The organism is Pseudomonas hunanensis (assembly GCF_013393325.1).
Taxonomy (GTDB): Bacteria; Pseudomonadota; Gammaproteobacteria; order Pseudomonadales; family Pseudomonadaceae; genus Aquipseudomonas; species Aquipseudomonas putida_P.
Window position 1 is genome coordinate 748375 of the sequence record NZ_QJRC01000095.1, and the last position, 12372, is coordinate 760746.

Consider the following 12372-nt stretch of genomic DNA (forward strand, 5'->3'; position numbering starts at 1 on the left):
AAGCGAGATGTTCATGCTGGTTGCCATTGCTGTCTTCGTCCTCACCCTCACCCTCGTCATCTGGCAGCCGAAGGGGCTTGGCGTCGGCTGGAGTGCCGCGCTGGGTGCCGTCATTGCCTTCCTGGCTGGCGCGGTTTCCCTGCACGATATCCCCACCGTGTGGGCCATTGTCTGGAACGCTACCGCCACCTTCATCGCCGTCATCATCATCAGCCTGCTGCTCGATGAAGCCGGCTTCTTCGAATGGGCCGCGCTGCACGTTGCGCGCTGGGCAAACGGCAGCGGCTATCGCCTGTTCGCCTTCAGCGTGTTGCTCGGCGCCGCCGTGTCGGCGCTGTTTGCCAACGATGGCGCGGCGCTGATTCTTACACCAATCGTCATGTCGATGCTGCTCGCATTGCGCTTCTCGCCTGCTGCGACACTGGCCTTTGTCATGGCTGCGGGCTTTATTGCCGACACGGCGAGCCTGCCGCTGGTGGTCTCCAACCTGGTCAACATCGTCTCGGCCGATTACTTCGGCCTGGGTTTCACCGAATATGCCTCGGTAATGGTGCCGGTGAATATCGCCAGCGTGGCAGCCACCCTGGTGGTGCTTTTTCTGTTTTTCCGCCGTGACATCCCAAGGCGGTATGCACTCGATGCGCTGAAGAAACCGAGCGAGGCGATTGTCGACCGCGCCACCTTCAAAGTCGGAATGTGGGTACTGGTGGCACTGCTTACAGGCCTGTTCGCCTTGGAGCCGCTGGGTATCCCGATCAGTGCGGTGGCCGCAGCCTGTGCCGCAGCTCTGTTCGCCGTCGCTGCTTACGGTCACCGTATTTCAACGCGTCGCGTGCTGCGAGAGGCCCCGTGGCAGGTGGTGATCTTCTCGCTCGGGATGTATCTGGTGGTGTATGGCCTGAAAAACGCCGGTCTCACCGACATGCTCACTCACCTGCTCGACCGGCTTGCGCAACAAGGCCTATGGAGTGCTGCCATCGGCACCGGCCTTGTTTCGGCGCTGCTGTCCTCGGTGATGAACAACATGCCCAGCGTTCTGGTCGGCGCCTTGTCGATCCAGGCCAGCGGCGCAGAGGGCCTGATACGTGAGGCGATGATCTACGCCAACGTCATCGGCTGCAACCTCGGTCCAAAAATCACCCCGATAGGCAGCCTCGCCACGCTGCTTTGGCTGCATGTGCTGGAGCGCAAAGGCATGCGCATCACCTGGGGTTACTACTTTGCTGTCGGCCTCCTGCTGACCCTGCCGGTTTTGCTGATCACCCTCTCGGCCCTGGCACTGCGCCTGAGCCTCTGACGTCCGCCATCAAACCGAGGAACCCTCCATGCGAGTCCTGTTCATGTGCACGGCCAACAGCTGCCGCAGCATCCTTTGCGAAGCGCTGTTCAACCACCTGGCGCCGCCCGGTTTCGAGGCAGTCAGCTCCGGCAGCTTTCCCAAGGGGCAGGTTTTACCCCGCAGCCTGACCACACTTCAGCACGCCAACATCTCGACCAAAGGCCTGACCAGCAAAGGCAACGATGCTTTCGAAGATAATCCGCCGGACATCGTCATCACCGTGTGCGACAAGGCTGCCGGCGAAGCCTGCCCGGTGTATTTCGGCCCTGCACTGAAGGCACACTGGGGGTTGGAAGACCCCTCCGATTTGAAGGGGGACGAGGCGTCGGTCGACGCGGCTTTCCGCGCCACTCTGGCCCGCATCGAGTACCGTTGCCAGGCCTTCTTCGCTCTGCCTTTCGGCACCCTCGACCGCGAGCAGCTCAAGCATGAGCTGGACCGCATCGGCACGCTCTGAGCAGGAGGAATACATGTCCGAGCAACTGCCTAACCTCGACCTCACGCTGTTCGACCTGCCGCCAGCGGCAGCCGGAACCTGCAAACACAAACCACGCATCCTGCTGCTGTACGGCTCGACCCGCGAGCGCTCTTTCAGTCGCTTGCTGGTGGAAGAAGCCGCGCGCCTGCTGGAGCACTTCGGTGCCGAAACCCGCACGTTCGACCCATCAGGCCTGCCGTTGCCTGATGATGCGCCTATGGAGCACCCCAAGGTGCAGGCACTGCGGGAACTGGTGCTGTGGTCGGAAGGCCAGGTGTGGTGTTCGCCGGAGCGTCATGGGGCGATGTCCGCCGTGTTCAAGGCGCAAATCGACTGGATCCCCCTGGCGCTGGGTGCGGTGCGCCCAACCCAAGGCAAGACCCTGGCCGTGATGCAGGTGTGTGGCGGTTCGCAGTCGTTCAACGTAGTCAACCAGCTACGCGTCCTGGGCCGTTGGATGCGCATGTTCGCCATCCCCAACCAGTCGTCGGTGCCCAAGGCCTATCTGGAATTCGATGACGCCGGGCGCATGAAACCTTCGCCGTATTACGATCGCGTGGTTGATGTGATGGAAGAACTGGTGAAGTTCACCCTACTGCTGCGCGACCGCCAGGCGTATCTGGTGGATCGTTATTCGGAGCGCAAGGAAAGCGCCGAGCAGCTATCTGCCCGCGTCAATCAGCGCTCAATCTGACGCGTTCCGTTCGCACCGGAGTGGCTATCCCACCCCGGTGCGCATGAGCACCGATTAGCGGTCTTTGTCCCACTGCGGTTTATCGGTTTGCGATTGCTGGCCGCCCATGCGGTCTTTATCCGTCACATTCTGCTTGTCGGTCCCGCGGTGTTCAGGGCTGCCTCCCTTGCTGCCAGTATCACTAGCGCGGTCCCCTTCCCTGTTCATCTTGTCGTCAGGTTTTTGTCCGGTTTGGCTACCGCCACCCGAGCCTTGACCAGCTTGTTGGCCAGCACCCGCGGTGTTGTTGCCCGCACCGGTGTTGGTATTGCCCTGATTGCCGCCCTTGTCTTGATTGTTAGCCATGATCGCTTACCTCAAGTCACACACAGAAAGGCCTGTGTGTTTGTACGACTGTGGGTTTGCTGGCGTGGGTGCATCTATTCCCGACGTTTCCGATGAGCGATACCAAATGCAGTGACTTGATACTGAGCCACGCTAAATACCGATGCGCCGCTGGATCGAATCCGGCGTCTACGGGTAGTGATGGGGATACCGTGCCATGTCGCTTTCCAGCTTGTCCGCGTCCGCTGCCCGCTTGCGCACCTCGGCGTAGAAAAGTTGGCATTGGTTCTGAAACCTTGTGAAATCTCGCTTGGCCGTGTCAACGGCTGCGCTCAGGTCACTCCCCTTCAGGCCTTCGACAAGTCGCTGTGACGAGGTATACGTTTGCCAGCAGGCTTCAACCTGCTGCAGGCCTTTTTCAAGGGCCTGAGTTTCGATGGTCGCCATTGGTGCACCCTCTTGGGACCGAATCTGGTCCGCCGGTGTGAATCGCCAGAGCGACGATAGCAGGATGAAAGCCCATTACGGCGGGCTTCGGCTGAAAGGGTAGTCTATTTCGGCGTAGCCGCGTGGATGTTCTGGCTTGAGCGAGCGCAAGCCAGACAAGCCATCGGGGCCGCTTTGCGGCCCCGGCAAAGGTGTCAGCGCAAATAGTCCTGGACCCACTTCACCCAACAATCGGCGCCCACCTTCACCAACGCATCGTTGAAATCATAATGAGGGTTGTGCACCGAGCAACCATGAAACTCGCCGGTGCCATTACCCAGCATGAAGTAGCAGCCAGGCCGTGCCTGCAGCATGTAGGCGAAGTCTTCGGTGCCCATGACCTTCTTCGGCATTTTGTCCAGCAACGCGCCTTCAACGAACAACGGCCGCAGGCTTTCACGCAACAACGCGCTTTCGTGATCGCTGTTGCACAATGCCGGCGCCAGTTGGGTGAATTGCACCTCGATCTCCACGCCAAAGCTTGCGGCGTGCCCCTTGGCCAGGGCGTCAATGCGGCTGTTGATCTTCTGCTGCGTCTCGGCCGTGTCGGTGCGCACACTCAGCAGCATGCAGGCCTCATCGGGGATGATGTTGTAAACGGTGCCAGCCTGGATCATGCCGATGCTGATGACCGCATACTCTTCCACGCTCAGGTTGCGCGACTTGATGGTCTGGATGCCACTGATCAGGCTGTTCAACGCCATCACCGGGTCTACCGACAGCTCCGGCATCGCACCATGCCCGCCTTTGCCGGTGATTCGAATGCTGACACGCTCGGACGAGGCCATGGTTGGGCCCGCCTGCACCACGCAAGTACCCACCGGCATGCCGGGCATGTTGTGCAGCGCATATACCGAGTCACACGGGAAGCGCTCGAACAGGCCGTCGTCGATCATCGCCTTGGCGCCGGCCAGCCCTTCTTCATCCGGCTGGAAGATCACGTTAAGCGTGCCGTTGAAGTTGCGCGTTGCCGCCAGCTGGGCAGCGGCTGCCAGCAGGATCGCGGTATGCCCATCATGGCCGCAGGCATGCATACGCCCAGGGATTTTGCTGGCATGCGCAAAGGGATTCTTTTCGCTCATGGGCAATGCGTCCATGTCTGCCCGCAGGCCCACACTGCGCGGGCTGTCGCCAACCTTGAGCGCCCCGACCACACCATGCCCGCCCACATTGCGATGCACTACATAGCCCAAGGCCTGCAGCTTGTCGGCCACCAGTGCCGCCGTATCGGGGGTGTCGCCACCAAGCTCCGGCGCGGCGTGGATCTGCCGGCGAAGCATGACGAACTCGTCCAGCGCTGCTGCCGAGTGCCGGGGTTGATTGCTGTGCAAAATACCCATATCACGCGCATCCTTTGTTTTCGGGGAAGTTTTTGAGGCAGGCCAGGCTGACGACACCGCCGGCCAGCAGGAAATAGGCAGGTGCCAACGGCGTGCCCAGCGCGGCAATCAGCCAGGTGGCCACCAACGGAGAAAAGCCGCCGAACAACGTCACCCCCAGGCTGTAGCTGACCGAAGTACCGAAGGAGCGACTGGCCTTCGGGAAGCCCTCCATGATCAGCGCAAAGAACGCACCGGCACCGATACAGGTCGGCAGGATCAGAATTGCCACACACATCATGGCCAGGCCCATGTGCTGCACATGCCCCAAGAGGTAGAACACCGGCAAGGTCAACACCACTGGCGCGGCAACCGTCCACACCAGCAGGCGCTTTCTGAGCTGGTACTTATCGGCGAACTTGCCCGCCAACGGGCAGATGACCGCCATGCAACCGCTACTGATACAGGCAATCGCCATCGCGCTGCCCGCCGGATAATGCAAGGCCGTGGTCAAGTAGGTAGGCATGTAGAACACGAACAGGTACATGCCAATGGTCGAACTGGCCATCAGGCCGATGCCCAGCGCGATGCGCTTGAGCAGGTCGCCGTCCAGCCTCTTCTCCCCTTCGCGCGCCGGCGCGGCCTCGTGGGTTTCCGGCAAACGCGTGCGAATGTACCAACCGACCGGCCCGATCAGCAGGCCGAAAATGAACGGTATCCGCCACCCCCAGCTTTCGAGCGCAGCGGGGTCGAGCAATTGGCTGAGGGCCAGGCCAAAGCCGGCCCCGACCAACGCGGCATAGCCTTGGCTGGCGGCCTGCCAGCTCACGCTCTGGCAGCGGTTGCCAACCGCACTGGACTCCATCAGGAACACCGACGCGGTACCGATCTCCCCACCCGCCGACATCCCCTGGATGAGCCGGCCGGTTACCAGCAGCAGCGTGGCGAAAATACCGATCTGCGAATACGTGGGGGCAAAGGCAATCAATGCGGTGCCCAGGGTCATCAGCCCGATGGTCAGGCTCAATGCCGCTTTGCGCCCATGCCGGTCGGCATAGCGACCGATGACCATCGCCCCGACCGGGCGCATCAGGAAACCGACGCCAAACGTGGCCAGCGACATCAACAACGAAGCCATCGCCGAGTCGGAGGGGAAGAAATGCTTGCCGATCAATACAGCAAAGAAGCTGTAGATCGTGAAGTCGTACATTTCCAGCGCATTGCCCAACGAGCAGGCGATCAAGGTTTTGCGTGAAGACGATGCCTGCGCGGCAGAATGCGCGCCCTTGTGCAAGCTTGGCGATGCGGGTAGCGGTCTGGTCATTGTTATCTCCGTTGGCAAATCGCGGCGTGCAGCGAATATCAGCCAATCGGGCACTCAACACACTTGCAGTTTCGGCATGTGGCTAACCAATGGTTAATTGCCTGGCGCGGCCGTTGGCTAAATTGCCCTGAGCTGGCGCACAGTTCGCCCTCACTCCGCGCGCTGCCCCAACAAGGCTCACCGAGCAGCGACCTTGGGGCGGCCTTGCAGCCTGTTCCACGCCTGTCTAATGCGCGTGCTAGCGCCAATCCTCGCGCTGCGCCGGCCTTTGATTAACCAAACGGCATGACCTGGCTGAATAAGCAATCACGCTGCAACCTGTTGTTCACCGAGGCTACAGCCACCACATCACCGTGCTGGCCTGGAGTCGTGAATGAACACTCGCACTACGTCGTTGCTGTTGATGATCCAAGGGGCCTGCCTGGCCGCGCAGGCACAGGCAGAGGGCTTTCCGACGCTCGCTCGGATTGCGCCGGGTTTTGGGTATTACGGGGTGGATCAAGGTTTCGATGACAAACTCAAGGTCTACGGCACCGTGGATGCGTTCGCCAGCTATCACGATTCACAGCACCACTCGGGCTTCAAGCTGGCCGGTGGCGGTGCCTGGACCAACAAGCTCGGGCTGTATGCACGCAAGGGGCTGACCCCCGATACCGTCGTGGAACTTGACGTCGAGGAAGGCTTCAACGTCAATGGCAAGGCCCTGGAGGGCACCTGGGACACCCTCGGTACCCTGCGCCTGGCGACCGTTGCCCTGCGCTCGCGCACCTTGGGCAAACTCGAATTCGGCAAGACCTACAGCATGGGCACCCCCACCTACGCCGACCCGTTCCTGGCCACCTATGGCTCGCCCTACACCTACCTGGCGTTGCCCGCCGCCGGCAAGGGCGCCTTCTACCTGGACCTGCGCCCCAAGCACACCCTGGCCTACACAAGCCCTACCCTCAGCGGCTTCAGCCTCGGTACCGCACTGAGTTTCGGCTTCGACGATGCCGCCAGCCAAGGGCGCACCGTGCGCGGCGGCGGTGCCAGGTTGCAATACCGCAACAGCCGGGTGATGCTGCTGGCCTCGTACAACCTGTACTACAGCGACCCCTGGGATGACGGTGGCGTTTCTCGCCAGACCGCCAACTATTACAAAAGCCTGTCAGCGTTCTACGATTTCGGTCCGCTGGCCACCAGCTTGACCTGGCAGCGCCAGGACGTGGACCAGGCCGGCACGCCCAGCACCACGCTGTACACTTTCGGCGTGATGGCGCCAGTCGGCGAGCGGGATGTGCTGCGCCTGGCGGTGATGCAGCGCCAGGTCACCGCCCATGACAAGGACGCATGGGGGGCGATGGTCGGCTATGACCACTTCATCACCCCGCGCTGGGCCGTGTACGGGCGGCTCGGCATGATCGGCAACCAGCGCGCGTCATCGGTCACCTACGCAGGCACCCCGGTGGATCAGGTGGGTGACAACCCAAGCAACGTGTCGCTAGGCATGTACTACCACTTCTGACGCCACTGGACGGGTTTGCCTGAGCACCTGCCCGCGCAAGCTATGGAACAGCTCCTGGGCAGGCGCCGTGAGGCTGTGACGGTCAATGCAGACCAGGTTGATGGGGTAATCGGGAATCAGCTCTTGCACCGGCATGGCCACGTACTCGCAATCGACGCCGAAGGTGAACCCCTGGTCCACCGCCAGCTGGCTGATGGTCATCAACGATTCGGTGTTCTTCAGCAGCTTGAGCGCCATCATCACCGAGGTGCATTCGACGGTGTTCTGCGGTACCCGCAGGCCGTTGGCTTCGAACAGCTGATGGAACTGGGAAGCCTGGTCGGACAGCTCGTCCAGGCTGATCCAGTGGGCATACTGCAAGGTGCGCAGTGACTGGGTGAACTTTTGCTGGTTAGAGGCATGGCAGATCACCCTGCCCTTGATACTGCCCAGTGCCTCCCAATCCAGGCTAAGCCGGCTCAGGGGTTGCTGCGAGGTAATGGCAAAGTCCAGGCTACCGTCGCGCAAACGCTGCAGGATCTGGCTGGGGCGCAAGTCGGTGATGGTGATCTTTACCCGAGGGTACTTGCGCCTGAACGCCAGGATACTTTCGTCGACCCCATCCAGCATTGCCGTCAGCGATGTCACCCCGATCGACACCGCCCCCAGCGCCGCATCCTGAATGCTCGCCGCTTCGATCTGCAGGCGGCGGATGCTTTCCACCACGAGGTTGGCATGGCGGATGACACGCTTGCCTTCTTCGGTAAGCGCCATGCCTTTGTGAGAACGCTGCAACAGGATGAAGCCCACCTCCCGCTCCAGTTCCTTGATCGAACGGCTCAGCGCGGGCTGAGTAATGTGCATCAGCTTGGAAGCTTCAAGGATGCTGCCTGCGTTATGGATGGCGACCAGCGCCCTGAGTTGGTGAAGTTTCAACCGTCTTTACCTTGTTGTTAGCGGGCGGTTTGAAATGTTCCTTGGCGGCCCCGACAGCCTATGCCGGCAAGGCCTGAAGCGTGAAACTAGCGCAGCGCGGCCAGCATGCTGGCGGCATCACTGACTTCGAACTTGCCGGGGGCTTCCACCGCGATGTGCTTGACCACCAGGTCGTCGACCAACATGGCATAGCGCTGTGAACGACGCCCCATACCGCGCGCCGAAAGGTCCTGGATCAGGCCCAGCGCCTCGCTGAATTCGCCATTGCCATCGCCGATCATCTTGACCGCGTCACCCACCTGCAGGCTATTGCCCCAGGCATTCATGACAAAGGCATCGTTCACCGAGACACAGAGAATTTCGTCGATGCCAGCCGCGAACAGCGCAGGTGCTTCAGCGACATAACCGGGAACATGACGTTCAGAACAGGTCGGTGTGAACGCGCCCGGCAATGCGAAGATCAGTACCTTTTTCTGCTTGCAACGCTCGCGAATGGAAAAGGCATTCGGGCCGATCGCGCAGGCGCCTGCGTCAGTGTTGTATTGGTAAAGGGTAACGTCGGGCAGTTGATCGCCAATTTTGATCATCGCTGTTTCCTGATTAGGGTGATGGCCGAGCGGGATATGATGCCGCAGTGCGCCACGCCAGGTACACAGTGCTTGCGCCAACGCCCGCCAGTTAACCCGCTGCTCAGGGGAACAGTATCGCCTGAGCATGATCGATGGCAGGAACCGACACCTGACCGCGCTGCGCGACCAGCCATTCGCGCATGCGCTCGGTATCGAAGATCTGCCCCTCTTCCATCATGACCAGAATGAGCGCCTGGGACATTCGGTAACATCCGCATCGGGAACAACACCGCTCTTCCCACCCGTGGGCACACTCGACGGATTCCGCCTGCCCTGCGCAGATCAGACAACTCATGTAAGCCCCCTTTTGTTCTTCATCCATGGAGGGTGGTTGATAAGCCTGGATAATCGTATGGCTTGCGATTGGCATGAGATATTCATGCCAACTGTAAATCCCTCCAATGTGTGTGACAACTTCTGTGGCCCTATCACGCACAGCCGCCTGGCCCAAAAACCGCCTCATCAACCCTGCAAGCAGTGCCCTTGCTGGACAATTCGGTCCTCAGCCCTGACACCCAACAGGCCGAATCGTAGAACGCATCATGAACAGCACTAAAAAATCTGTGAAATATCTTCAATACCCTTCATGCAAGGGGGCTGCCTAAAATACGTCTTAATCAAGGACAACATTAAGACGCCTGAGTGAAGGCCCCGGGAAATGACCGAGTCGATCGACCTCAGGCAACAGGACAGCGCCCAAGATGAATATTGAACCTGAATTTACCGTCAAACGCATCGCCTTCGACGAACATTATCACCCTGCCGAAAACACCCGCATCACGACCAACTTCGCCAATTTGGCGCGGGGTGCGAACCGCCAGGAAAACCTGCGCAACACGTTGGCCATGATTGACAACCGTTTCAATGCACTGGCGCATTGGGATAACCCTGAAAGTAATCGATATCACGTCGAACTGGAAATCATATCGGTCGAAATGAACATTGAAGCCGAGCGGCACGGCCATGCACTGCCGTTGATCGAAATATTGAAAACCCATATTGTCGACCGCAAAACCAACACCCGCCTGGCGGGCATGGTAGGTAACAACTTTTCCTCGTACGTGCGTGACTACGACTTCAGCGTGCTGCTGCTCGAACACAACAAGCATCGACCAGCCTTCAGCACGCCTGACAACTTTGGCGAACTGCATGGCAACCTGTTCAAGTGCTTCGTCAACTCGCAAACCTACAAGGAGCACTTCAACAAACCACCGGTTATCTGCCTGAGCGTCTCGAGCAGCAAAACCTACCATCGGACCGAAAACCAGCACCCCGTGCTGGGTATCGAGTATCAGCAGGATGAATACTCCCTGACGGATGAGTACTTCAACAAGATGGGCTTGAAGGTGCGCTATTTCATGCCGCCGAACAGTGTCGCGCCGTTGGCGTTCTATTTTGCCGGTGACTTGCTGGCTGACTACACCAACCTTGAGTTGATCAGCACCATCAGCACCATGGACACCTTCCAGAAGATCTACCGACCCGAGATCTACAACGCCAACTCCGCTGCGGGCCATGCCTACCAGCCCAGCCTGAAGCACCAGGACTACTCGCTTACGCGCATTGTCTACGACCGGGAAGAGCGCGGTCGCCTGGCGATCGAGCAGGGCAAATTTGCCGAAGCGCAATTTGTCAAACCCTACCAGGCCACGCTGGAACAATGGTCCGCGCAATACGCCCGTTGATTAATTCAAAGTACAAGGTCACTGTTCATGAACACATTGCTCCCCACTTCCACTGCCGGCAGCCTGCCTAAACCCTCCTGGCTGGCCCAACCCGAAACCCTCTGGTCACCCTGGAAGTTGCAAGACGAACAACTGAGCGAAGGCAAGCAGGATGCCTTGCGCCTGGCGTTGCAAGAACAACAACACGCCGGTATCGACATCGTCAGTGATGGTGAGCAAACCCGTCAGCACTTTGTCACCACGTTTATCGAGCACCTCAGTGGTGTTGATTTCGAGCAACGTGAAACCGTTAGAATCCGTGACCGCTACGATGCGAGCGTTCCTACAGTGGTGGGTGCAGTCGCTCGGCAAAAACCGGTTTTTGTCGACGATGCCAAGTTCTTGCGCCAGCAAACCACACAGCCGATAAAGTGGGCGCTGCCCGGCCCCATGACCATGATCGATACGCTGTATGACAGCCATTATAAAAGCCGTGAGAAGCTGGCCTGGGAGTTCGCCAAGATTCTCAACCAGGAAGCCAGGGAACTGGAGGCCGCGGGCGTTGACATCATCCAGTTCGACGAACCCGCCTTCAATGTTTTCTTTGACGACGTGAATGAGTGGGGCGTGGCCGCATTGGAAAGGGCCATTGAAGGCCTGAAGTGCGAAACGGCCGTTCATATCTGCTATGGCTATGGCATCAAAGCCAATACCGACTGGAAAAAGACCTTGGGCGCCGAATGGCGGCAATATGAACAAGCCTTCCCCAAGCTGCAACAGTCCAGCATCGATATCATTTCGCTGGAGTGCCATAACTCGCATGTGCCGATGGACCTGATCGAGCTGATTCGCGGGAAGAAAGTCATGGTCGGTGCCATTGATGTGGCCACCCCTACCATTGAAACACCCGAGCAGGTCGCTGCCACCCTGCGCAAGGCACTGCAGTTCGTCGACGCCGACAAGCTCTACCCTTGCACCAACTGCGGCATGGCGCCGCTACCGCGCCAGGTTGCCAGCGGCAAGCTCAAAGCGTTGAGTGCAGGCGCGGCCATCGTCCGCCAGGAACTCGCTAACGCACGCTGAAGCAAACGCAGCCACAGGACCTACTATGTTGCTTACCGGTAAGGCTATCGAGCCATCGGCTTTTCGCCAGGCACTCGGGCACTACGCATCTGGCATCACGGTGATTTCATCGCACCATGACGGTGAGCCGATCGGCTTCACCTGCCAGTCGTTCTACAGCGTGTCGATGAGCCCGCCGCTGGTGTCATTCAGTGTGATGTCCAGTTCTGCCAGCTACCCAAGAATTCGCCAGGCTGGCCGCTTCATGGTCAATATCCTGTCGGGTGAACAGGCCGGCATTTCCAACCGGTTTGCACAGCGAGGCGCCGACAAGTGGCACGGCGTCCAATGGCAGGTGTCGCCGCTGGGTAACCCGATCATTGCCGGCTGCCTGCACTGGCTCGATTGCGAAATTCACGCCGAGCACACCGCCGGGGATCACCTGATCGTGATTGGCGAAGTAAAAGCGCTGAACCTGCAGGCAGGTGCTGCTGCGCAGCCGCTGCTGTATTTCAAGGGGCAATATTGCAACCTCGCCGCGCACCACGCGGCTTGAGCCTCAGCCCTACTCACGGAAACCCACTGAAAGGGATTGTCAGGACCACTCGATAATGAGGGAAACCCACCTCTAGCG

Annotated in this window: 14 protein-coding genes; 7 read left to right on the plus strand and 7 right to left on the minus strand. The window is 59.7% G+C overall.

Annotated elements, in window-relative coordinates; genetic code table 11:
- The first annotated feature begins 13 nt into the window (after positions 1 to 13).
- The 3 genes from DM807_RS20215 to arsH are packed head-to-tail and all read left to right on the plus strand — an operon-like array spanning position 14 to position 2511.
- A complete protein-coding gene (locus DM807_RS20215) occupies positions 14 to 1297 on the plus strand; it encodes an arsenic transporter (protein ID WP_179027805.1) in 1284 nt (427 codons plus the stop codon).
- A gap of 28 nt (positions 1298 to 1325) precedes the next feature.
- Positions 1326 to 1796 (plus strand): arsenate reductase ArsC, encoded by a 471-nt coding sequence (locus tag DM807_RS20220; RefSeq protein ID WP_179027806.1) that lies wholly within the window; start codon positions 1326 to 1328, stop codon positions 1794 to 1796.
- A gap of 13 nt (positions 1797 to 1809) precedes the next feature.
- Complete coding sequence (arsH, locus tag DM807_RS20225) at positions 1810 to 2511, plus strand: arsenical resistance protein ArsH (RefSeq protein ID WP_179027807.1); 702 nt, start codon at positions 1810 to 1812, stop codon at positions 2509 to 2511.
- Positions 2512 to 2565: 54 nt separating this feature from the next.
- Here the strand turns inward: arsH and DM807_RS20230 are convergent, their stop codons facing one another.
- From DM807_RS20230 to DM807_RS20245, 4 genes are all read right to left on the minus strand, one after another.
- Positions 2566 to 2856, minus strand: a complete 291-nt coding sequence (locus DM807_RS20230) for a hypothetical protein (RefSeq protein ID WP_060492481.1) — start codon at positions 2854 to 2856, stop codon at positions 2566 to 2568.
- Positions 2857 to 3024: 168 nt separating this feature from the next.
- Positions 3025 to 3282: a hypothetical protein gene (locus DM807_RS20235; protein ID WP_012272704.1), complete on the minus strand. Its 258-nt coding sequence runs from the start codon at positions 3280 to 3282 to the stop codon at positions 3025 to 3027.
- A gap of 194 nt (positions 3283 to 3476) precedes the next feature.
- Positions 3477 to 4661, minus strand: coding sequence for a M20 aminoacylase family protein (locus DM807_RS20240; RefSeq protein WP_179027808.1), 1185 nt, complete (start codon positions 4659 to 4661; stop codon positions 3477 to 3479).
- Position 4662: 1 nt separating this feature from the next.
- Positions 4663 to 5964, minus strand: a complete 1302-nt coding sequence (locus DM807_RS20245) for an MFS transporter (RefSeq protein WP_060515295.1) — start codon at positions 5962 to 5964, stop codon at positions 4663 to 4665.
- Between the two features lie 373 nt (positions 5965 to 6337).
- On the opposite strand from DM807_RS20245, the gene DM807_RS20250 reads away from it, so the two are divergent.
- Positions 6338 to 7468: a porin gene (locus DM807_RS20250; protein WP_012272707.1), complete on the plus strand. Its 1131-nt coding sequence runs from the start codon at positions 6338 to 6340 to the stop codon at positions 7466 to 7468.
- Here DM807_RS20250 and DM807_RS20255 read toward each other — a convergent pair.
- The 3 genes from DM807_RS20255 to DM807_RS20265 form a co-directional block, all read right to left on the minus strand.
- Entirely contained in the window at positions 7445 to 8383 is a 939-nt protein-coding gene (locus DM807_RS20255) for a LysR family transcriptional regulator (protein WP_060492478.1), read from the minus strand. The genes DM807_RS20250 and DM807_RS20255 overlap by 24 nt on opposite strands.
- A gap of 86 nt (positions 8384 to 8469) precedes the next feature.
- Complete coding sequence (locus DM807_RS20260) at positions 8470 to 8970, minus strand: peroxiredoxin (protein ID WP_012272709.1); 501 nt, start codon at positions 8968 to 8970, stop codon at positions 8470 to 8472.
- Between the two features lie 103 nt (positions 8971 to 9073).
- Positions 9074 to 9214, minus strand: a complete 141-nt coding sequence (locus DM807_RS20265) for a hypothetical protein (protein ID WP_012272710.1) — start codon at positions 9212 to 9214, stop codon at positions 9074 to 9076.
- A 499-nt stretch (positions 9215 to 9713) separates the two neighbouring features.
- Between DM807_RS20265 and DM807_RS20270 the strand changes: the two genes are divergently transcribed.
- The 3 genes from DM807_RS20270 to DM807_RS20280 are packed head-to-tail and all read left to right on the plus strand — an operon-like array spanning position 9714 to position 12294.
- Positions 9714 to 10697, plus strand: a complete 984-nt coding sequence (locus DM807_RS20270) for a DUF1852 domain-containing protein (protein ID WP_012272711.1) — start codon at positions 9714 to 9716, stop codon at positions 10695 to 10697.
- A 27-nt stretch (positions 10698 to 10724) separates the two neighbouring features.
- Positions 10725 to 11759 carry a methionine synthase gene (locus DM807_RS20275; protein WP_012272712.1) on the plus strand — a complete coding sequence of 345 codons (1035 nt, stop codon included), beginning with the start codon at positions 10725 to 10727 and terminating at the stop codon, positions 11757 to 11759.
- Between the two features lie 25 nt (positions 11760 to 11784).
- Complete coding sequence (locus DM807_RS20280) at positions 11785 to 12294, plus strand: flavin reductase family protein (protein ID WP_060492476.1); 510 nt, start codon at positions 11785 to 11787, stop codon at positions 12292 to 12294.
- Positions 12295 to 12372: the final 78 nt, after the last annotated feature.